Source organism: Halolamina salifodinae, assembly GCF_017874235.1.
GTDB lineage: Archaea > Halobacteriota > Halobacteria > Halobacteriales > Haloferacaceae > Halolamina > Halolamina salifodinae.
In genome coordinates, this window is sequence record NZ_JAGGLC010000004.1 from 260889 (window position 1) to 281145 (window position 20257).

22 protein-coding genes are annotated in these 20257 nt (G+C 69.5%); 11 read left to right on the top strand and 11 right to left on the bottom strand.

Annotation, left to right across the window (positions count from 1 at the left end; all coding sequences use genetic code 11):
* Positions 1-31: 31 nt before the first annotated feature.
* Positions 32-1147, bottom strand: a complete 1116-nt coding sequence (locus J2753_RS10775; protein ID WP_209492055.1) for a DoxX family protein — start codon at positions 1145-1147, stop codon at positions 32-34.
* An 82-nt stretch (positions 1148-1229) separates the two neighbouring features.
* Here J2753_RS10775 and J2753_RS10780 point away from each other — a divergent pair, with 82 nt between their 5' ends.
* Entirely contained in the window at positions 1230-1796 is a 567-nt protein-coding gene (locus tag J2753_RS10780; RefSeq protein WP_209492056.1) for a pyridoxamine 5'-phosphate oxidase family protein, read from the top strand.
* 15 nt (positions 1797-1811) lie between these two features.
* Here J2753_RS10780 and J2753_RS10785 read toward each other — a convergent pair whose 3' ends face one another.
* A complete protein-coding gene (locus J2753_RS10785; RefSeq protein ID WP_209492057.1) occupies positions 1812-2231 on the bottom strand; it encodes an archease in 420 nt (139 codons plus the stop codon).
* Complete coding sequence (locus tag J2753_RS10790; protein ID WP_209492058.1) at positions 2231-3523, bottom strand: DUF502 domain-containing protein; 1293 nt, start codon at positions 3521-3523, stop codon at positions 2231-2233. The genes J2753_RS10785 and J2753_RS10790 overlap by 1 nt, the downstream gene beginning before the upstream one ends.
* A gap of 180 nt (positions 3524-3703) precedes the next feature.
* On the opposite strand from J2753_RS10790, the gene J2753_RS10795 reads away from it, so the two are divergent.
* Positions 3704-4138 carry a universal stress protein gene (locus J2753_RS10795; protein WP_209492059.1) on the top strand — a complete coding sequence of 145 codons (435 nt, stop codon included), beginning with the start codon at positions 3704-3706 and terminating at the stop codon, positions 4136-4138.
* A 194-nt stretch (positions 4139-4332) separates the two neighbouring features.
* Here the strand turns inward: J2753_RS10795 and J2753_RS10800 are convergent, their stop codons facing one another.
* From J2753_RS10800 to J2753_RS10810, 3 genes are all read right to left on the bottom strand, one after another.
* Positions 4333-5019: a nitroreductase family protein gene (locus J2753_RS10800; RefSeq protein ID WP_209492060.1), complete on the bottom strand. Its 687-nt coding sequence runs from the start codon at positions 5017-5019 to the stop codon at positions 4333-4335.
* 103 nt (positions 5020-5122) lie between these two features.
* Entirely contained in the window at positions 5123-5563 is a 441-nt protein-coding gene (locus J2753_RS10805; protein ID WP_209492061.1) for a universal stress protein, read from the bottom strand.
* A gap of 151 nt (positions 5564-5714) precedes the next feature.
* Positions 5715-7565 carry an ATP-binding protein gene (locus J2753_RS10810; RefSeq protein WP_209492062.1) on the bottom strand — a complete coding sequence of 617 codons (1851 nt, stop codon included), beginning with the start codon at positions 7563-7565 and terminating at the stop codon, positions 5715-5717.
* Between the two features lie 104 nt (positions 7566-7669).
* On the opposite strand from J2753_RS10810, the gene J2753_RS10815 reads away from it, so the two are divergent.
* Positions 7670-8020 carry a DUF7113 family protein gene (locus J2753_RS10815; protein ID WP_209492063.1) on the top strand — a complete coding sequence of 117 codons (351 nt, stop codon included), beginning with the start codon at positions 7670-7672 and terminating at the stop codon, positions 8018-8020.
* Positions 8021-8443: 423 nt separating this feature from the next.
* Here J2753_RS10815 and J2753_RS10820 read toward each other — a convergent pair whose 3' ends face one another.
* A complete protein-coding gene (locus J2753_RS10820; RefSeq protein WP_209492064.1) occupies positions 8444-9691 on the bottom strand; it encodes a DNA double-strand break repair nuclease NurA in 1248 nt (415 codons plus the stop codon).
* A gap of 110 nt (positions 9692-9801) precedes the next feature.
* Between J2753_RS10820 and J2753_RS10825 the strand changes: the two genes are divergently transcribed.
* Complete coding sequence (locus J2753_RS10825) at positions 9802-10008, top strand: hypothetical protein (protein ID WP_209492065.1); 207 nt, start codon at positions 9802-9804, stop codon at positions 10006-10008.
* Between the two features lie 4 nt (positions 10009-10012).
* Here the strand turns inward: J2753_RS10825 and J2753_RS10830 are convergent, their stop codons facing one another.
* Together J2753_RS10830 and J2753_RS10835 are read right to left on the bottom strand one after the other, a co-directional pair.
* Complete coding sequence (locus J2753_RS10830; protein WP_209492066.1) at positions 10013-11038, bottom strand: 5,10-methylenetetrahydromethanopterin reductase; 1026 nt, start codon at positions 11036-11038, stop codon at positions 10013-10015.
* Complete coding sequence (locus tag J2753_RS10835) at positions 11035-11793, bottom strand: coenzyme F420-0:L-glutamate ligase (RefSeq protein ID WP_209492067.1); 759 nt, start codon at positions 11791-11793, stop codon at positions 11035-11037. Before J2753_RS10835 ends, J2753_RS10830 begins: the two co-directional genes overlap by 4 nt.
* 95 nt (positions 11794-11888) lie before the next feature.
* On the opposite strand from J2753_RS10835, the gene J2753_RS10840 reads away from it, so the two are divergent.
* Positions 11889-12752, top strand: coding sequence for a hypothetical protein (locus tag J2753_RS10840; protein ID WP_209492068.1), 864 nt, complete (start codon positions 11889-11891; stop codon positions 12750-12752).
* A gap of 168 nt (positions 12753-12920) precedes the next feature.
* On the opposite strand, the gene J2753_RS10845 is transcribed toward J2753_RS10840, so the two are convergent.
* Positions 12921-14093, bottom strand: coding sequence for an HD domain-containing protein (locus tag J2753_RS10845; protein WP_209492069.1), 1173 nt, complete (start codon positions 14091-14093; stop codon positions 12921-12923).
* A gap of 85 nt (positions 14094-14178) precedes the next feature.
* On the opposite strand from J2753_RS10845, the gene cofD reads away from it, so the two are divergent.
* The 5 genes from cofD to J2753_RS10870 all read left to right on the top strand — a co-directional run bounded on the left by cofD (position 14179) and on the right by J2753_RS10870 (position 19156).
* The gene (cofD, locus tag J2753_RS10850; protein ID WP_209492070.1) at positions 14179-15324 is read left to right on the top strand and encodes a 2-phospho-L-lactate transferase; all 1146 of its coding nucleotides are present in this window, start codon (positions 14179-14181) and stop codon (positions 15322-15324) included.
* Positions 15325-16086 (top strand): tRNA-dihydrouridine synthase, encoded by a 762-nt coding sequence (locus tag J2753_RS10855; RefSeq protein ID WP_209492071.1) that lies wholly within the window; start codon positions 15325-15327, stop codon positions 16084-16086.
* Complete coding sequence (locus J2753_RS10860; protein WP_209492072.1) at positions 16083-16964, top strand: triphosphoribosyl-dephospho-CoA synthase; 882 nt, start codon at positions 16083-16085, stop codon at positions 16962-16964. Before J2753_RS10855 ends, J2753_RS10860 begins: the two co-directional genes overlap by 4 nt.
* The gene (locus J2753_RS10865; RefSeq protein WP_209492073.1) at positions 16961-17587 is read left to right on the top strand and encodes a DUF447 domain-containing protein; all 627 of its coding nucleotides are present in this window, start codon (positions 16961-16963) and stop codon (positions 17585-17587) included. The genes J2753_RS10860 and J2753_RS10865 overlap by 4 nt, the downstream gene beginning before the upstream one ends.
* A gap of 195 nt (positions 17588-17782) precedes the next feature.
* On the top strand, positions 17783-19156 hold the full coding sequence (locus J2753_RS10870) for an NAD(P)/FAD-dependent oxidoreductase (protein ID WP_209492074.1): 1374 nt from the start codon (positions 17783-17785) through the stop codon (positions 19154-19156).
* Between the two features lie 15 nt (positions 19157-19171).
* Here the strand turns inward: J2753_RS10870 and J2753_RS10875 are convergent, their stop codons facing one another.
* The gene (locus J2753_RS10875) at positions 19172-19375 is read right to left on the bottom strand and encodes a 30S ribosomal protein S17e (RefSeq protein ID WP_209492075.1); all 204 of its coding nucleotides are present in this window, start codon (positions 19373-19375) and stop codon (positions 19172-19174) included.
* Positions 19376-19482: 107 nt separating this feature from the next.
* Here J2753_RS10875 and thyX point away from each other — a divergent pair, with 107 nt between their 5' ends.
* The gene (thyX, locus tag J2753_RS10880; RefSeq protein ID WP_209492076.1) at positions 19483-20226 is read left to right on the top strand and encodes an FAD-dependent thymidylate synthase; all 744 of its coding nucleotides are present in this window, start codon (positions 19483-19485) and stop codon (positions 20224-20226) included.
* The last annotated feature ends 31 nt before the right edge of the window (positions 20227-20257 follow it).

Consider the following 20257-nt stretch of genomic DNA (forward strand, 5'->3'; position numbering starts at 1 on the left):
GGGCCCAGCGGAAAGACCGTTCCGTCCCGCGTCAGTCGGCCGTCGGCGCCGCCTCGTCGCCGCCCCATTCGAGCCGACCCTCGGTGCCGAACCGCTCGTCCAGCCAGCGGTCGACCGAGTAGGCGCCGCCGCCGGTGATCACCAGCACGGAGACGAGGCCGAACAGCGAGACGTGGGCCATCACGGGGTCATCGGGCAGGCCGAACAGCGTGGTCGTGAACATCAGGATGGCGACGCCACAGCCGGCACGGGTGAACAGCCCGATGGCGAGCGCGATCCCCAGCGCGGTCTCGGTCAGCGCGGCGCCGACGACCCACAGCTCCGGCGAGACGGGGACCACCGCGGTCAGATCGTACTTCGCGACGACGCCCAGCGCCTGCCCGGGGTTGAACAGCTTCTGGACGATGCCGAGGTAGACGAAGGAGAGCCCGAGGCCGACCCTGACGACGACGGGCACGAGGTCGTCCCGCTCGGCGAGGCGCTCGCCGATGGGGGCCAGTGTCTCCCGAATCGGGTCGAAGCGCTGGTACAGCGTTCCCTCGGCGGTCGCCATCCGCGCGAAGACGTGGTCGGCGCTCGGGCGCCCGCCGCCCAGCAGCAGAATGGCGAGCAAGCCCGGCACGAACTCGATGGCCAGCAGCAGCGTCGGTGAGAGTGCGAGGCCGACGACGTAGCCCAGCAGCCCCAGCGCGGCCATGAGCCGCGTCGCGAAGCCGAACACGACGAGGAAGCCGACGCCGATGCCGAACAGCCGGATCGCGGGGGCGGGCAGCCCCAGCACCTCGGCGGTCGCTGCGGGCGAGAACAGGTAGCCCGTGAAGCCCGCGCCAATCGTCGGCAGCCCGATGGCAAGGCGCGCGAGCCACGGCAGCAGGTCGTCGTAGCTCCGGAGCGTCCCCCGGAGGACGGCGAGGTCGGTCCGGAACGGCCTGAGCCGCAGCCACACGAGGCCGGCGACGACGGCGCCGACACCGCCGCCGCCCAGCAGCGCGAGCGCAAGCGGGTCCGACGCGACCGCCGAGAACAACTCCGCGACCCGTTCGCCGCTGTTGCCCGGGGTGACGTACCGAACGTGTGCGAGCGCCCGGCCCGAGAACAGGAGGACGGCGAGGAATCCGGCGGCGAACACCGATCGAGTTTTACCCATAACCGTGATTACCGGCCTGCCCTCAAAAGCGTCACCGACCGCGGAGTGTTAGTTTTTACTCGATGCCGGGAGATACGGCGATATGGACGATCTACCGGGGAGCGATGGGGAACACGCCGAGCAGGTCGAACTCGGCTCCCGGGAGCGTGCCCGCAGCTTCTACGACGAGAGCCACTACGACCACCTCACGTCGCGAATGCGCTCGTTCGTGGAAGCCCGCATCATGTTTTTCCTCTCAACGGCCGACAGCGACGGCCACACGGACTGCTCGCCTCGCATCGGCCCCGAGGGGTTCGTCACGGTGCTCGACGAGGAGACGCTCGCCTATCCGGAGTACCGTGGTAACGGCGTCCACGCCTCGCTGGGGAACATCCGGGAGAACCCTCACGCCAGCCTCCTGTTCGTCGACTGGTGGGAGACTGGCGTCGGTCTTCACGTCAACGGCCGGGCAACGGTCCACGACGACCTCGACGGTGCCGTCGATCCGACCGGCGGCGACCGACGCAAACGCTGGGTGGAGCTGGCAGTGGACGAAGCCTACATCCAGTGTGCGAAACACATGCCCACACTCTCCATCGAGGAGTTCGACCCACCGTGGGGCACCGACGACGACGACGCCAAGCGTTCGGGGTTCTTCGACGTGCGCTGAGTCGGTCCCGCCACCTCACACGTCGAACACCACGTACGCCTCCCACCCCCCGTCGACGCGCTCGACCCGCATCTCCGAGTAGGTCACCGCCTTCACCTCCCTGGCAGTCACTGCCGACAGCGGCACCCCCCGGTAGCTGGCGTCGACGACCCACTCGTCGGCGACAGTCGCCTCGTTGTCGACGGGAAGCACGCCCTTCACGTCGCGCTCGTAGATGAGCTGGTCGAGATAGTCGTACAGCGCCGCCTCCGGGCTCTCGCTCTCGACCCGGAGGTCGTGGCGGTCACCGCCGTCGGGGTCGGTGGCCGCGGGCCAGTCGTCGCACATCGCCGCCGCGAGGCCGTCGGCGACCGCCGCGAACGTGGCGCCGAGGTCCCCGCCCTGCGCCTCGACGGCCACGTCGGCGGTGTGCTCGCGGAGCGTGAACCCCGCCATCAGTTCCGGCCACCCCGGTCCACGTTCGACTCCTCGGCGGGGCGGTGCTCGGTGTCGTCGCGGTCGGTCTCTTCCCGATCCGCGACCGCCGCAGGCTCCTGGTCGGTCGACTCGCGCTCGGACTCGTCGCGGTCGGCCATCTCCGCCGGCCGGCGCTCGGTCGATTCGCGCTCCTCGGCCGCGCGGTCGGCCATCTCCGCCGGCCGGCGCTCGGTCGATTCGCGCTCCTCGGCCGCGCGATCAGCCATCTCCGCCGGCCGGCGCTCCGTCTCGTCGGCCTCGTTGGCGTAGCGGCCGGCCTGCTCCGCCGGCGTGACGGTGGCGTCCTGCGTATCGATGCCGTGGGCCCGCTCCGCGGGGATATCGGCGTCCGCGGCGGGGCCCGTAGCCTCGGAGCGCTCGCGCCGGGCGATGTCGTCGGGCGTCGTCGCCCGTGCGGGTTCGACCGACTCGTCGTAGGTGTTCGGACGCTCGGTACTGACTGGCTCGGACCGGCGGACCGACGGCGACCCCTCGTCGGGGTCGAACTGCTGGTCGGCGTGTTCGACGCCGGCGAGGTCCCGGAGGCGTTCCGCCGAGAGGCCGTCGTTCGTGGCGCCGCGGCCGCCGCCGACGGCGACGCCGCTGGTGACGATGGCACGGATCCCCTCCTCGACGGTCATGTCGACGTCCATCACGCGATCCACGGGCATATGGACCAGATGGCCGCCCATCACGGGGTTGGGCGCCAGCGGGAGGAACAGCGTGAGCATCTCGCTGTGGCCCGCGGGGTCCGAGAGCGTCTCCGGCGTCTCGGTGGTGACGAAACCCAGCGTGTACGCGCCCTCGTGGGGGAACTCCACGAGTTTCACCTCGCGGAAGCTCTGGGTGTCGGACTCCAGCATCACGTCGCTCATCTGCCGGAACGACTCGTAGACGCCGCCCACCGCCGGGATCTGGGAGATGAAGTAGTCGAAGTAGTCGACCGCGCGCTCGCCCCAGTGGGTGGTGTTGGTGAAGACGCCGACCACCATGATGACCACGAACAGGATCACCGGCGTGATCAGCTGGATCACCACGACGCCGACCGGGATGTCGCCGTAGATAGGCAGGGCGATCTCGTCGTCGGCGGCCAGCACCCCCTGTGCGAACACCGAGAGGGAGCTCGAGACGTACTGGAACGCGATGGCCAGCACGATCACGGTGACCAACATCGGCACGACGACCGCGAGGCCGGTGACGAACGACTTCCGGAGCGTCTCCCGGGTCGACTTCCGGACGCGCTGGTCCATCCGCAGATCCGACTCGTCCATTCGTCACGACAGACGCAGTGGGTCCCGCTAAAGCCTTCGGCCCCGCGGGATGCGCAATTTTGCCGCTGTGGCTATCAGGATGCCCACTACCCTTTCCCGTTGGCCAGCGCGCTCGGGGTCCCGGGTGTCTGACCGGCGAACCGCCCTCAGTATTTTTGCCGTCCTGTCCCTTGCGGGCGTATGTACGAACGAATCCTCGTCCCGACCGACGGGAGCGACTACAGCGACCGCGCCGCCGACCACGCGATGGAACTCGCCGCGCAGTTCGGCGCGGCCGTCGACGCGCTGTTCGTCGTCGAAGAGGCCGGCCCGAACGGTCACTGGGACCTCGCGGTCGAAAAGCAGGAAGCCGCCGGCGAGCAGGCCCTGGACAGCGTGGCCGCGATGGGCGACGAGCGCGGCCTGCAGATCGAGCGGCACCTCCGCCGCGGGAAGCCTGCGGCGGAGGTCGTCGACGCCGCAGCCGACTACGGGGTCGACCTGATCGTGATGGGCACACAAGGCCGAACGGGCTTCTCGCGCATCGCCAGCGCCGGCAGCACGACCGAACGGGTGGTTCGGCTGACCGAGATCCCGACGCTGGTGGTTGGCGGTGCGGGCGCACGAAAAGAGTGAGGCGCGATTGACTACTGTACGATCACGGTATCACGCTCCGTGCGAGCGACACGATGGTCGCTGCAGTTCGCTCGCCGCGATTGGCTACTGCACGATCACGGTATCACGCTCCGTGGCAGCGGCACGATGGTCGCTAGCCGTCGCCGGTACGTCCGGCTGGCGGACGAGAGCTTCGCTCTCGTCAACGTGATTGGCTATTGCGTCGCGTAGCTCTCGGTCAGGACCTCGTCCTCGAGTTCGGCCTCGGTCGGGTCGAACTCCTCGCGGTGGACGATGTCGTCGACGGTGCGGCGGAACTTCCGCGGCGTGTTCGTGTCGGCGGCGTTGGGCGCGGCGTGGCCCATCGTCACCAGCATCACCGGCTCGTACTGGTCGTCGATGTCGAACTCCGCCTGCAGCGCGTCGCCGTCGAAGCCACCGACGGGACACGTCGAGAGCCCCTCGGCGCGGGCGGCGTGCATCAGCGTCATCCCCGCCAGCGCGGTGCTGCGGGTGGTCCAGACGCGGTTCTCGGTCTCGTCGCGCTCGGCCATCCCGTCGATGGTCTCGAGCAGGCCCTCCTTTGCCTCCTCGTCGGGGAGGTAGCCCTTCCGCAGCTGGTCCTCGGCGACGGCCTCGGCGTGCGCGCTCGGATCGGTGTTGCCCAGCACCGCGACGGCGACGGGTGCGTCGGCGACGTGCTCCTGCCCGTAGGCGACCTCCTGCAGGCGCTCGCGGTTCCCGTCCTCGGTCAGCACGAGGAACTCCCACGGCTGAAGGTTGTAGCTGGAGGGGCTGTAGCGGACGCGCTCGAAGACGGCCTCGATGGTCCCCTCGTCGACCGCCTCGTCGCTGTACTCGTGGACACTGCGCCGCGTTCGGACGGCGTCGTCGAACTCCATACCCGAGATTCGCGGTTCGCGGTTTAATGCCTATCGTGTCTCGCGTAATTAGGTCACACTGAAGCTATCGGGTAACGCCCGTGTCACCGTCGTGTCGCCGGGATTATCGGACGACCGTCACCGGGACCGGCGACTCGCGGACGACTTTCTCGGCGACGCTGCCAAGCAGCATGCGCGAGACGCCGGTGCGGCCGTGACTCCCGATGACGAGGTGGTCGAACGCCGGGGCGTCGACGTCCTCGCTCTCGCCGCCGGCGACTTCGACGATGGTCTGTGGCGGGCGCCCGACCGCGGTGGCGCTCTCGAAGCCGCCCTCGTACTCGGCGTTGGCCTCCGTGAACAGCTCCTCGGCGTCGGATTTGGCCTGCTCGAACCACTCCTCGCCGCCGCTGGGGATGCCGACGCCGGCGCTGTAGCCCGCCTCGACGGGGTTGATCACGTACAGCAGCGTGATGTCGTGGTCGCCCCACTCGTCGACTGCGAACTCCAGCGCTGCCTCAGCCTGTGGCGTGCCGTCGTACGCGACGAGTATTCGTTTCGTCATGGCTGGGGGTTTGGGGGCAACTGTGAAAAGCGAGGTGGCGGATTCGGCGTCGATTCAGGCGTCGCGTCTGGTCAGACGCTCACTCTCCGTGTCTGGTCACACACAGACACGGCATCCGCTTCCGTGGGCGCACCACAGAGGGTGCGGCAGGTCAGTCGCCGTGTCTGGTGACACACTCACTCAGTCCGATCAACTCCACCGGCTCGGAGTTGTCGGGCGAGTACACCACCATCTGCCCTTTCTCCATGTACGGCACCTTCTGGGCCAACTCGCTCGGGATGTTCACCGACGAAATCGCCTCCTCGTCGCCGAGGTTCAGCACCACCTTGGTGTTCACCTGCTTGAACACCGGATCGGCGATGTCCTGTGGGTCCTGCGTGATCAGGAACAGCCCCAGCCGCTCCTTCCGACCCTGTTTGGCGGCCTCGGTGAACTTCTGGACCACCTTCTGGGCCTGCACGTTGTCGGCGTTCGAGAGGAAGTTGTGGGCCTCGTCCATACCCAGCACCAGCGGCGTCTCCTTGATGCGCTGGCTGTTCGGGGAGTTCGACAGTTTGTCGTCGACGAGCAACGACGACACGGCGAGGACGAACATCTCCTTCGCCCGCGAGGTGGAGAGGTGGTACGTCGGCACCACCGTCAGCCCGCCGGGTCGGACCAGTTCGTGGTCCAGTTCCGTGATTGGGCGGGCGTCTTGGTCGAAGATGCCGTTGGGAATCCCACGAACCCGGCGCTTGACGGCGTCGAACGTGGCCTCGTGGACCCGGCCGGACTCGTGGAGCTCCTCCTGCAGTCCGGGGTCGTCGAGGTACGAGAGGAACTGCTGGTAGGTGCCGCTCTGCCCGTAGTCGCTGAAGAACCGATTCAGCAGCGTGAGCAGCGCGGGATACTGGTTCTCGTTCAGCCCACCGCCCGCGACGAGCCACGGCATGTCGTACTCGTCGACGACGGAGAACGGGATGGTGAAGCGCACCTGCTCGGCGCGGTGGTTCTCGCCGCCGTAGGTCACGCCCTCCTCGACGGGCACCAGCGCGATGGTGTCGTCGTGGCCGCCGTGAGCGATACCCTCCCGGTCGAGCTTTCGGGCGAACCCGTCGCCCATCTCGGGGTTGTCGTCGTGCATCTGGGCGTACTCGTCCTGCGGGTCGAACTGGACCACCGCGGGCTGGACCTCCCGGCCGTCGTCCATCGGGTACGTGCGCTCGTCGGCGAGGTACTGCCGGAGGACGTTCTTGGAGGCATGGGTCTTCCCCGACCCGGTTCCGCCGGCGACGAGCGTGTGGCGGAACACGAGCGGGTCGCCCTCGGCGTAGTCGTCCTTCACGCGGTAGTCGACCGTCGGTGGCTCCGCGGCGGTCCGGACCTTCTCGCCCCCGACGGAGAGGTGGCCGAGGAAGACGCCGTCGCCCGGGATCTTGAGGCCGGTCTTGATCTGCTCCTCGTCGGATGCCTCGCGGGCCAGCGCGCCCGGCTTGGGCACGCGGTCGGTCATCCGCCGTTTGAGGTCGCCGCCCTCCTCGTAGATGACGGCGACAGGCTCCAACTCGGCCATGAACTTGTAGTCGCGCTCCTCGAACTCCTCGCGGCGCATCTGCCGGCGCGCGTGGATCTCGGTGGCGTCGTCGGACTGGAACTCTTGAGCGTACTCCAGCGCGGCGATGGAGCAAAACAGCGTCTCGCCGTCGGGGTAGGGGACGAGCAGGTAGCTCCCCAGCCGCACCGAGTCGCGGTTCCCGGTGGTGATGAACGCCCGCAGCGTCGTCTCGTCGCCGTCCTGCGAGACCCGCAGCCCCTGCGATACGGAGACGGTCCCGAGGCCGGCGTCGGCGCCGGAGGGCTCCGCGTCGTAGCGCTCGAAGTCGTCTTCGGCCTCGGCGTCGTCGGCGCGCTCGGCCGTCGCGGCGCCCGAGCCGTCGGTCTGCTCGCGCGCCGGCGGGTCGTCGTCGCCCCCGTCGTCGCCGACGTAGTCGGTGAAGTCGCCAAGGTCACCCGAATCGCTCATGTCCCGGAGGTGGGCGGCTCCCGGCATACGCCTTTCCCTGCGGGCGCCGAGACGGGGTGAACCGGCGGCACCACCCCTAAGAGCGCCCACCGACTACGGGCGGTATGATCCAGGTCCACGGCCGCGGCGGCGGGACGGCCCTCACCGGCACGGTGTTCGAGCGCGGGGAGGAGCCGCCGTCCTACAAGGGCGCGCCCGACGAAGGCGCGCCCTACGTATGGGTCTGTGACGCCTTCTACGAGGTCGAGAGCGGCGGCTCGCCGATCCTGATCGGGGGCGAGCAGATCCGGGTCGCCTTCGAGTCGCCGATGGCCCGCGGGTTCGACACGCGCGAGGCCGCCCTCGACGCCGCGCGCGAGCACATCCGCACGCAGTTCGCCCGTATTGGGGTTGAGGAGGTGGCAATTGACGTTGAGGAGGAGATTGCGGAGGGGAAAGGGCCGTCTGCTGAGTAGTCGGTATTCGTTTTGTTCGATCGAGGGTCGTAACCGCGAACACGACCGCGGAGTTCCCAGGGACACTTGTGACCGCACAGCGACGCACCGCAGCCACAGCCTCCCCAACCGACTCGCTCCCGTACAGTCGCTCGTCCCTCGCGCTCGGCTCGCGTCCGTCGACGCTCACGTCGCGCGCCACCGCCGGCGGCGGATGCGGTGGACGCCTCGCGCCGGCGACGAGTCGCCGGCGTCACCAGAACGCGCAGCGTTCTGGTTGGCGAACGAGAGCCGCAGGCTCTCGTTAACGCGGGGGGAGGGGTGGGGACTCGGCGCTGCGCCGGGGTTCATCCCTGGCGCCCTGAGGTCCCAATTTGCCAACGAACGAGATGCTGTTGCGGTCGCTGTTCCAGTAACCGACGCCCACTAAATCAACACTCCTGTCTAATCCTCGACGTCCCACCGCAGCCGATCGTACGTCATCCGCGCATCACTGTCGAACGTCTCCTCGAACTTCCGCCGGATCGCGGTCTTCTCGCCGGCGCCGATCTTCGCCAGTTCGTCGGCTTTCCCGATAGCCTCGGGCGGCCCGCGCTCGGTCGCCACCTCGCTCAGTAGCTGGGTCGTCAGCGCCTCCCGGGTCTCCGGGTCGCGGGTGACGGCGTACGGCGCCTCGATCTTGTAGGTCACGTCGGTTCTGGGGTCGTAGAGGTAGCAGAACGTCACCTCGTAGCACTCGGGGTCGAGTCGGCGCTCGATCCCCATCGCGTCGCCGTCGACGGACATCGGCTCGTCCGAGGAGCCGCGGGAACGGAACCACGAGGTGAACGTCAGGTCCGACTCGTCGCGGCTGGCAGGGCCCTCACCGCCGTCGTCGCGCTGTTCCAGCAGGCGGGTAAAGAGCGCCGAGTCGTCGGCCCACGGCGTCGGCGTCTTCCCCGAGAGCGTCCGGACGAGAAAGCGCGAGGTCGGGTTCTTCACGAAGCCGGCGATGGGGACGCCGCGCTCGACAAACTCCTCGACGAGGCGGACGTAGTTCTCGACGATGGCCTGCGGGGCCGCCTCGCGCGTGGCCTCAGCCAGCGCGGGGTCGCGTGACTCCCAGTTGAACAGCCGTTTCGGGTAGAGCGGGCCGTCGAGGAGGAGCAGTTCCTCGACCTTATCGGCGTGTTCGAGCGCGTGGGAGGATTCCGCGAGGTAGAGCGCGAGTTCGTGGGTCACCTCGTCGGCGAACTCCCCCACTTCGGGGACGTGGAGCACGCGCTGCCGGCTGTAGCCGTGGTCGTACTGCTGCCAGTCCTCGCTGTACTCGCGGGTGGCGTCGTTAGCGTGGACCGTCGTGACCAGCGTGCGCGAGCGGTGGAGTTCCAGATCCGTCGGCGCCGCCGCCATCGCGGCCTGTGCCACGTCAAGCAGCAGGCCGTTCTTGAAGCCGGTGGGGTTCAGCGTGCCTGCGTCGAGACCGTGGGTGACCGAGAACGGGCGATCCGCGAGCGCCACGTCGTCGACGGCCGCGGCCCGGAGGGCCGGCTCGTCGAGCGGTTCGACCACGACCCGGCCGTTCTCCCGAAGCGGGTCGAGCAGCTCCCACGCGTCCCGTGCGTGCTCGTCGTGGTCGGTGTCGTCGACGGTGCCCGCGATGGAGGCGGCGATGCGGGCGATGGTGTCGACGTGGATAGGGTCGAGCGTCACTGGCGACTGCTCCGGCGCGGCCGGGGAAAACTCTCCCGGCGCGCGGCGGCGTGGGTGGCCGTCCGCCGGTACTCGGAAAAGCGAAGTGGCCCCCGGTCGAACGGCGAGCCATGGCTACGCTTCAGGAGTTCGTGACCCGCATCGTCACCGACCTGCCCGAGTTGGTCGACCTGTTCGAGACGCCCGCGACGCAGGACCCGCTCTCGGCAGTCTCGCTCGTCATGGGTGCGCTGTTGGTGGTCGGTGCCAGCGGCGTGCTGGGCTACCTCGCGTTCGGGAGCCTGCTCGACCTGCTCGGCGCCAGCGCGACGCGGTAGCGGGCTACTCGTTTTCGGCCCGATTCTCGGCCTGCTGCTCCGCCTGCGCCAGCGCCTCGCTCGCCAGTCCAATCGCCGTGTCCAGATCCGGCCCCAGCGGCGACCCGCAGACGACGCCGTCAGCGTGTTCCAGCACGCCAGCCAGTCGGTCGGCCACCTCGTCGACGGTCCCGGCGGCCGCGAAGGCGTCGATCATCCCGGGCGTCACCGCCTCGAACGCCGCGCCGAACGCTCCTTCGCTGATCTGCTCACCGACCTCTGACGCCCGCTCGGCGTCGATACCGTGTCGACGGAGGACTGGCTCAGGCGCCCCGGCGGCGATGAACGCCACCGGCGGGCGCGCGGCCTCGCGGGCGGCCTCGCGCTCGGCGGCGACGCTCACGCTCGCGTACGCGAGGAAGTCGAACGCGCCGCGGTGGTCGGGGCGCTGGTCCAGCCCCTCCGCCACGCGGTCGGCCGCCCACGCCAGATCCCGCGGGTGCGAGCCGTTGAACAGCAGCCCCTCGGCGTGTTTCGCGGCCATCCGGCACATGTGCGGGCCCTCGCCGCCGACGTAGACGGGGATCTCGCCCGGCGGTTCGTAGTTGAGGCCGGCGTCGTCGGCCGCGAACGTGCCGTCGTGGTCCACACGCTCGCCGGCCCAGAGCCGTTTGGCGACTTTGAATGCCTCCAAGACCGACCTGAGGCCCCGGTCGTCGCCGTCGACGCCCAGATTCCGGAGCGTCGAGGGGTCGCCCGGGCCGATACCGAACACGCCGCGACCGCCCGAGTGCTCGTCGAGCGTCGCCATCCGGGAGGCCAGCGCGACGGGGTGGCTCTCGTGGGGGTTGGCGACGCCGGGGCCGAGTCGGAGCGAGTCGGTGCGCTCGGCGGCGACCGTGAGTGCCTGAAACGGGTCGCGGTTGTTGTAGTGCGAGGAGACGAAGCCGGCATCGAAGCCCGCGTCCTCGGCCGTCTCCGCGAGGTCGGCGATGCGTGAGACGGGATGCTCGGGCGTGAGTTCCACGCCGCGACGGATCGGGTCGCTCATTGGTCGAACTCCCACACCCGCAGTGCTTGGCGGACGAAGTCGCCGCGCATCTCCCGGAAGAGGTTGTCGCTGCCGTCGTGGTCGCCGAACTCCCAGTCCCGGACGATCACCACGGGATCGCCCCCGTCGCCCTCGCCGGAGACGAGGTTCGCGGCGCCCGCGAGTTCGTCGACGACCGACTGGACGGTGACCTGCAGTTCGTGGCCGTCGCGGTCGGTCTCGCCGCGCCAGTCCCGTGAGGCGGGCATCCCGGCCCAGCCGATGGTGAGCGCGCGCTGGCCGTGCCGGAACGACCGCCCGGCGGTGTCGGTCACGAGCACCGGCGGCGACTCGGGGAGGCTCTCGTGGACGTGCCCGGCGGATTCGCTGGGGCGCTCGGGGAGCAACAGCAGGTCGTGATCCGGCACGTTCGAGCGGTCGATGCCGGCGTTGACGCTGACGTGGCCGAAGGGCGCCTCGGTGAGGATGAACGGCTCCGCCATCACCACGTCGGTGCAGTTCTCCAGTACGGCCTGCGCGAACCGGGGGTCCTTCTCGTCGCCGGAAATCTCCTCGAGGTTGCGGGCGATCTCCGTGGCTCGCGGGCCGGGCGGGAAGTCATCGAGGTCTGCGGTCCGGCCCTCGGCCTTCGAGACGACAGTCGAAGCGACACAGACCACGTCGTCCTCCCGCAGGTCGACCCGGTCGGCGATCATCGCCGCCAGATCGTCGCCCTCGCGGATCTCCGGTAAGTCAGGCACGGCGAACAGTTCCATACCCTCCCCACCACCCGGCCGCGCAAAAGTCGTGTGGAAGGGTTCCGGAAAAGCAACAAGAATACGTAGAGTCGGTCTGAACGTCGGGGTAATTGATGCGGGATCAGGATTTCCTCGGCGCCGACTGGGACTACTGTCTGGTGCTCGATGCCTGCCGCTACGACGTGTTCAGCGAGATCTACGACGAGTATCTCGACGGTGATCTCGAGAAACGCCGCAGCGTTGGGTCGTCGACGCCGGAGTGGGCCTCCCGGAACTTCACGGGACGACACGACATCGCCTACTTCTCGGGGAACCCCTTCATCAACGATCTGGGGATCCCGCTGAACGAGCTCAAGTGGGGCGCCAGCTGTGACTACGAGTGGACCGCCGCGGACCACATCAGCCAGGTGTTCGACGTGTGGAAGACCGGCTGGGACGAGGAGCTCGGGACCGTCCCGCCCGAGGGGATCACCCAAGCCTTCCGCGAGAACCGCGAGGCCGCCGAGCGCGCCGAGCGCGCCGTCCTGCACTACATGCAGCCACACGCGCCCTACCTCTCCCGCGGGAAAGGCCAGAAGCTCAAACAGATCCAGAAGGGGATCCGCAAGCAGGAGGAAGCCGAGAACGGGGCGGTCGAGGCCGACGGCGGCACGCTGGCCTCGGTCGGCGACCGCCTCCGGACGAACGTCGAGAGCGTGCTCGACGGCAGCGAACTCGCCCAGAAGGCGGGGCTCTGGCTCGAACTCGACCCCGCTGACGTGGTGCGAAACGGCACCCAGCAGGCCGCGCTGGGGCTCTACGAGGAGAACCTCCGGATCGTGCTGGAGCACGTCGCCGAGTTCGTCGACGAACTCGACGGCGACGTGGTGGTCACCGCCGACCACGGCGAGGCGTTCGGCGAGGAGGGCGTCTGGGAGCACCACATCGAGACCTACATTCCGGCGCTGGTCGAGGTCCCGTGGCTGGAACTCGAGTGACGACGGCAACGGTGAGCCGTCGTCGATGAAGAACACCGAGAAGACGAACGACTGATACAGGCCCACCGCCAACGTTCCGCCGGGCGGCAGTGACGAGGGTTACCCCCACCGAGCCCCTTGTGACGATGGATTCACCCGAGCCGCCCACTCTACACTCGCAAGCGCCGCCTATCGCCGCACGCGGTCCGGGAGCCCCAGCACGTCGACGGCCGCCGACGCAACCGCCTCGCGCTCGCTCTCGGGCGCGAACACGCCGAGCCGCCAGCCGTCGCGCTGGGCCGCCCGAATGGCGCCGACGAGCCCCGAGGCCTCCTCCAGTCGCTGGACGACGCCGTCGACGACCACGCGGGCGTTCGACTCCTTCATCGACGGGCGCCGGGGGACGTCGACGATGACCTCCGACTCGTCGACGCCCGCACGGTCCGCGATGTCGCGCTCGGCGGCGCGCTCGTCCTCGTGTTCGAGTCCGAGGAGGTGCGCTGGCGTATCCGAGAGCCCCGCCCAGACCGCCCGCTTGTAGAGGTCGCGGCGCTCGATCCGCCCGCCGAGATCCGGCACGTGCTCACCCAGCGCGACCAGCAGGTCGTGGTCGGCCATGCGAGCGAACTGCTCGATACCCACGTCGTTCTCCCGGTCGAGCAGGGATTCGGCGGCGCGTTCGAGCATTGATCCCGCGATCCGGGAGACGTGGTGGCGGTAGACGATACCGTTCATCAGCCCGCGAGCGAGGAGCAGGGACTCGGCGGTCCGGACGTTCCCCGCCGCGAGCACCAGTTCGCCGTCGCGGTAGCCCAGCGAGCGCACGAGGCGACCGTGGTCGATGGAGCCGTACGGAACGCCGGTGTGGTGGGCGTCCCGGACGAGGTAGTCCATCCGATCAACGTCCAGCTCCCCGGAAACGAGTTGGCCGAGTTCGCCCTCGCCCCGAACGAGTTTGGCGACGCGGGACGGCGAGAGGTCGTGATCGCGCAGGGTGTCGGCGATGCCGGTGTCCTCGATGACGCCGCCGATCTCGTCGTGATGGCGGCCCGCGCGGCGCATGATGATCTCCTCGGTCTGATGGCCGTAGGGGCCGTGGCCCACGTCGTGCAGCAGCGCGGCCGCGCGGACGTGATCGGCGCGCTCGCCGTCGACGCGCAGGTGCGAGAGCGCCTCGCTGGCGAGGTGGTACACCCCGAGCGAGTGCTCGAAGCGCGTGTGGGAGGCCGAGGGGTAGACCAGCCGGACCGTCGACAGCTGCTTGATGTGCCGAAGCCGCTGGAAGGCGGGGGTATCCAGCAGATCCGCCGCGACCGGGGAGAGGGTGATCCAGTCGTGGACGGAGTCCTTGATCGCGTTCATACGGGATCCCCGGGTGCGAGCCTCAAAGTCGCCCCGGTGTTCCCGAAGGGGACAGCTTCAACCCCGCCGGCCCGAAACGCCGTTCATGGTCACGTTCCTCGCCGGGGGCACCGGAACCCCCAAACTGCTGTCCACGGAGGAGCGAAGCTCCTCTAGCAGTCGGACGAAGTCCGACGACACCGACGACCCCGTCTTCGCCCGTGAATCCGTCTCCGTCGTCGGCAACACCGGCGACGACGTGGAGTTGGGCGGCCTGCTGGTCTCGCCGGATCTCGACACCGTGCTGTTCGACGGCGGCGGCGTCCTCGACCGCGAGACGTGGTGGGGGATCGAGGGCGACACCCACGACACTGACGACGAACTGTTCCGCATCGCCGACGCCGCCGACCTCGAGAAGGGGCCGCGCTACCTCCCCGAGTCGGCCCAGACTGCGGGCCGCGAGATCGCCCGCTGGCGCCGCTTCTCGGGCGTCGCGGAGTTCATGACTATCGGCGACCGGGACCGCGCGGTCCACGTCACTCGCACCTCCCTGATCGACGAGGGCCACACACTCACCGAAGCGACCCGGGTGCTCGCCGACGCGTTCGACCTCGATATCGACCTCCTGCCGATGAGCGACGACCCCGTCGCCACCATCATCCACACGCCTGAGGGCGAGATGCATTTCCAGGAGTACTGGGTGGCGAACCGCGCCGAACCCCGCGTCGAGGACGTGGAGTTCCGCGGCGCGCTGCAGGCCGAGCCGACCCCCGAAGTCCGAGACGCACTCTCCGATCCCGTCATCGTCGGCCCGTCGAACCCCGTCACCTCCGTCGGGCCGATCCGTGCGCTCCCGGGCGTCGACCGCGCACTCCACCGGACGCCGGTCGTCGCCGTCTCGCCGTTCGTGGGCGAGCAGGCCTTCTCCGGGCCCGCGCCGGCCCTGATGCGCGGCGTCGGCGCCGATCCCTCGACGGCGGGCGTCGCCGACGTGTACGGCTTCGCGGACGCGTTCGTGCTCGACGACGAGGACGACACCGAACTGGATCGCCCGGTCGTCCAAACTGATACGGCCATCGACGGCCCCGCGGACGCCGAGCGCGTCGCCCGGGCCTGCGCGCTGGCGCTGGCGGCCGTCGGCGCGCCCGCGTCGGGTCTCGGTCTCGCGAGCGTCGACGGCCCCGCGGCGCTGGCCGGCGACGACATCGACGCCAGCGCCCTCCCGGTGATCCCGGACGGCGGGGTGGTCTGAGTGTTCAGCCCCCGGCTCGCACTGGCGTCGCTCTCCGGCGAGGCCGACGCCGAGTGGGCCCGACAAGGGTCTGAGTGGGCCGGCACGGCGTTCCTCGGCGGCGTCTGCCTCGACGGATCGACCCGCGCGGCGGCCCGGGAGATGGTCGCGGATCGCGACCGGACGGAGTTCCTGCCCGACGACCCGATCCCGTTCGTCGACGACCAACTCGCCGCGCTCTCGGACATCGACGTGCGGCCGGGGATCAACGTCCGGTCCACCACGGCCGAGCCAGTCCGGGAGGTCGCCAAAGTAGCAGCCGAGCACGACGCCATCCTCGAGATCAACGCCCACTGCCGGCAGGACGAACTCTGCGCGGCCGGGGCGGGCGAAACGCTGCTCCGCGAGCCCGACCGGCTCGAACCGCTGGTCGAGGCCGCGAGCGGGCCGGGCGCCGACGTGAGTGTGAAAGTTCGGGCCGAACTCGCGGGCGTCGACCTCGTGAACGTCGCCCAGCGGGTCGAGTCCGCCGGCGCCGACGCGATCCACGTCGACGCGATGGACAGCGAATCGGTCGTCGCCAACCTCGCCGACGCCACCGACCTGTTCCTGATCGCCAACAACGGCGTCCGGGACCGTGAGACCGTGCGCGAGTACCTCGACTACGGCGCGGACGCGGTCAGCGTGGGTCGGCCAAGCGACAACCCCGAGGTACTGGGCCGCGTCGCCGACGCGGTGGACGAGTGGGCGGCGCCCGACGAGCCAGCGGAGGCGCCGAGATGACTCGCGAGAGCCCTCGATCCCCCGCGGAGAACGCCGAACTCGCGCTGCTGCTGGAGGTGGCGGGCACGCCCAAGCCGGGGAACGTCGACCGCCGGCGGGATCTGGGCGACCTGCGCTTCGAGCAGTTCCTCGCGGGGAGCGTCGGGAGCGCCGGCGGCCTGCGGATGGCCGCCGCGGGCGCGCCGGTCGGGCGGGCGTTCAAACGTGCGGTCCGGGGGATGAGCCGCCAGTCCGGCGGCAACACCCAGTTCGGCTGCCTGCTGCTGCTGACCCCTCTCGTCGGCGCCGCCGCGCAGGGGGACCTCACCTCCGAAGGCGTCGAGGAACGCTGCCGCGCGACGACTGTCGACGACGCCGTGGCGTTCTACCGCGCGTTCGAGCACGTCGATGTGGCCGTCGGCGACCCGCCGGAGAGCGCTGCCGGCCTCGATGCGCGCCGCGGGAGCGACGCCGAACCGGCGCTCCGGGAGCGGGAACTGACGCTCCGGGACGTGATGGAACTCTCCGCGGACCCGGACGAGGGCGTTCCGGACACGAACGCACAGGAGTGGATCGAGGGGTTCTCCCGCACCTTCGACGCCGCGGCGGCGATTCTGGCCGACGACGGCCCCGTGCTGGACCGGGCGGCGCGCTGCTTCCTCCGGCAGTTGGCCGCGGAGCCGGACACGTTGGTGGCGACGAAGCACGGTGAAGGGGCCGCACGCGACGTGCAGGAGCGGGCCGAGGCGACGCTTGACGCCGTCGAGCGAACCGGCTCGCTCGCGCCGTCCGAGGATCTGGCCGAGGCGTTCGTCGCGGAGGGGATCAACCCCGGGACGACCGCCGACCGCGTGGCCGCGGCGCTGTTCGTCGCGCTCGAACGGGGGTTGGCGGTATGACTGGAGGATCTGATGGGTGGAGGCCTGAGGACGACGCGCCCGAGGGCTGGCCGGTCCCGCTTCGGGGTGTGACCGAGTCCGTCATCGCGACGAAGGGGCCCAACGACCTGTGGAACGTCGCCGCGCTGGGGCTCCACGCGAGAGAGTCCGTCGTCGCGCGGACGTACGGCAACACCCGGACGCGGCGGAACTTCGAGCGCCGCGGGGGCGGGGTCGTCCAGTTCGTCGCCGACCCGCGAGCGTTCGTCGACGCCGCGCTCTCGATCCGGGAGGAAGCGGAGCCGGTCCTCCCGAGCGCGGATGCGTGGATCGAAGTGGATGCGACGCTGGTCAGTTCCCGGGAAGAGGACGGGACGACGATCCGGGAGTGGGAACTGGATCCGGGTGAGAGTGAGGTGATCCGGGAGGGGCCGACGACCATCAACCGCGGCTTCGGCGCCGTGGTCGAGGCGACTGTCGCCGCATCACGACTGGGGGTTTCGGGGTTCGACGACGCCGACCTGCGGGACCGACTCGACTTCCTCGCGAGCGTGACCGAGCGCTGCGGCGGCGCACGCGAGCGCGAGGCGATGGCACGGGTCGCCGAGTACGTCGACTGGGACCGCCGCGAACCCGAGAACTGAGGGCGCTGCCGACGACTTTCGATGCATGCGCCGGTAGCGACGAGGGCCACCGCTTGGCCGTCGAGGGGTCCAAGCGCCAAAGGGGGGCGCCGCTGTGTGGGTTCCCCAGTCACGGCCTCACCGGGCGTCGGCGCCGAGGCCGCCGGGCGCCCCGAGTCAGTAGCTTTAACGCGCCGAGTACGTACCTGTTCAGTTATGGAACGCGTAGACGTCGCCATCGTCGGCGGGGGGCCAGCGGGGACGGCCGCCGCCCACGCCGCGGCCGAACACGGCGCCGACGCACTCGTACTGGAGAAGGGGGTCCCGCGCGAGGACCGCGAGAGGCTGGGCCCCGACTCCACCGACGCGGCCGGCATCCTCGACTACTGGGTCGACATCATGGGGATCCACCCCGACGAGATGCCCGACGGGGTGGTCCAGAACGTGCTCGACCGCGCGGAGTTCCGCGGGCCGAACGCGGCCTGTAACCTCCGCTCGACCGGGATCGACTCGTCCTACGACGAGTTCGGCTACACCTTCCACCGCGCGCGTTTCGACGACTTCCTGCGCTCGCGGGCGGAAGAGGCCGGCGCGACCTATCGCGTCGACGCGTCGGTGAAGGGCGTTCTGACCGAGGCTCGCGACCACCCGCGCCACACTATCGCGCTCGCGAACGGCGAGGAGATCGGCGCCGACTACCTGCTGCTCTGTGACGGCCCCCAGCGCACCATCACGATGGGTGTGCTGGACGACTACCTCCCCGATCACCGGAAGGCCAGCGAGGTGCTCTCACCGCCGACGGCCAACCACATCGCGTATCAGGAGTACCGGAAGTTCCCCGAGGAGATCTACGAGGAGGTCAAGGACGCCATCGTGTTCTGGTGGGGACTGATGCCCGGCCACACCGCCTACCCGTGGATTTTCCCGAATCAGGACCGAGTCTGTCGCGTGGGGCTGACGATGCCCATCGGGATGGACATCGACGAGGTGGCGGACCGCGAGAAGTACGACCTGCTGCGCCCTGAGGACGAGCGCATCCCGCAGGGCGCGACGTACATCGAGCGCCTGCTCGAACGCGAGTACGGCGACGAGTACGACCTGAGCGACTTCCCCATCGTCGAGGACGCGGGAAAGAACCGCGGGACGGAGACCTACCCCATCTCCTCGACCCGACCCATCGACTCGCCCGTCGACGCCGGCATCGCCGTCTGTGGCGGCGCGATGGGGACCACGTCGGCGTTCCACGAGGGCGGCGACCACCTCGCGGTCCGGACCGGCGCCATCGCCGGCCGACTGGCCGCGGAGGGGAAACTCGGCCGCTACAACCACGAGTGGCGCGAGGCCATCGGCGACGAGGTGCTGCGGAACGTCTCGCTCGCGGAGTTGGTCCGCGACTGGGGCCCCGACCAGTGGGACAAGGTGTTCCGCGTCGGCGAGGAGATGCTAACCGAGGGGGGCGCGAGCGAGATGCTTTCCTGGAGCCCGCGGGCGGGCCTGACGGGCGCGAAGCTACTCGGGGAATACAAACTGGTCAAGTTCCGGAACCGGAACCGCCACGTCCAGCTAACCGCCGACGAGTACAGCTACTGAGGAAAAATCGCCGGCTCAGGCTTCGGCCGCCTGCGCCGCGGCGCCGGCTTCCTTCCGCGTGATGTAGCCCGCGATGCGGTTGCGGACTTCCTTGGACTCGACGTTGGTGAGCGCGGTGACGCTCTCCTTGTTCGTCTCGAAGCTCTGGTTGAACGACTCGGGGTACTTCTCGAGCAGGATCCGCCCGAGCTGCTTGACGTACTTCGGCTTGATTGCCATACCGTCAGATTTCGCGGAGAGCCACTAAAGCGATTCGTTCCGCACCAAACGCGCTGGCCGCCCGTCCCGGTGCAATTATGCCCGGCCCGTCCTCCCTTCCGAGTACGATGGAGGTCGAACTGCTGGAGGCCACGGAGGATCCGGAGGAACTGATCTGTCGCGCCGCGCGCAACGACTACGCCTCGGCGTTCGTCGGCGAACAGGAGTTCGACGAGGTGATGGCGACCGTCGACGGCGACGACATCGAGGAGAAACAGGCCACCCTGATCGGCCATCTGCTGAGCCACGGCCACTTCGGCCCGTTCGAGCACCCGCAGGCGACGTTCGCCATCGAGGGGATGTCCCGTTCCTGTATGGCCCAACTCACGCGCCACCGCCACGTCTCCTTCGACGTGCAGAGCATGCGCTACGTCGCGTTCGACGACGTCGATCCCGAGGACGTGGGCGACGGCGAGATGGTCGTCACGCCGCCCTCGGCGACCGATCCGGACTGGATCGGCCGCAACCAGCAGAGCGGGACCGTCGACGAGGAGACCGTCGAGAAACGCGAGGAGGTGTTCCAGAACTCGGTACAGCGCTCCGTCGAGGAGTACCAGCGCCTGCTGGAACTGGGCATGCCGCCGGAGGACGCACGGTTCGTGCTCCCCATCGGCACCGAGGTGAACGTCGTGATGAGCATGAACGTCCGGACGCTGATGCACGTCGCCGACATGCGCGCGGCCGCCGACGCCCAATGGGAGATCCGCGGCCTGACCGAGGAGGTGCTCGATTTCGCCGCCGAGTGGTGTCCGATCACCTTCGACTACTACGAGGAGCACATGAAGAACCGGAAGAACCGACTCGCGCCCTGAGCGCCAACGCCTTTCTCCCTCCCGGCCGTCG